The sequence below is a fragment of the Nonomuraea basaltis genome (genome assembly GCF_005893125.1).
GTDB classification, from domain to species: Bacteria; Actinomycetota; Actinomycetes; order Streptosporangiales; family Streptosporangiaceae; genus Nonomuraea; species Nonomuraea basaltis.
Window position 1 is genome coordinate 1 of record NZ_VCJS01000648.1, and the last position, 543, is coordinate 543.

1 protein-coding gene is annotated in these 543 nt (G+C 68.7%); it reads left to right on the forward strand.

The features are described 5' to 3' along the window. Positions 1-51: 51 nt before the first annotated feature. Positions 52-543: CBS domain-containing protein (locus EJK15_RS69875; RefSeq protein ID WP_240778171.1), on the forward strand; the 492-nt coding region annotated here is incomplete at its 3' end.

The window sequence follows — 543 nt, forward strand, 5'->3', positions numbered from 1 at the left end:
TTCCCGGATCGTTCGGGAGATGTGATGAAAGCGACCACCAAGGAGGTAGGCATGCGTATGACCGTCGCGGACGTGATGACGGACAAGGTCGTCTCCGTCACCGCCGCCACCCCATTCAAAGACATCGCAGAAGCACTCATCAACGGCGGCATCAGCGCCGTGCCGGTCACCGACGACGACAACCACGTGATCGGCATGGTCTCCGAGGCCGACCTGCTGCGCAAGGAGGAATTCCGCGAGGAGTTCTACCGCGAGGGCTACCGCCCGCCGCTGCGCGCCCGGCTGCGCCACCCCAAGGGCCGGCAGAAGGCCGACGGCGACACCGCCGCCCAGCTGATGACCAGCCCCGCGATCACCGCATCCCCCGCGGCGACCGCGGCCCGCCTCATGGACGCCCACGACGTCAAGCGGCTCGCGGTCCTCGACCTCAACGGCCGGCTCGTGGGCATCGTCAGCCGCCGCGACCTGGTCAAACTGTTCCTGCGCGGCGACGCGGAGATCGCCGCCGAGATCCGCGACGACATCCTCGGCCGCACCCTGTGG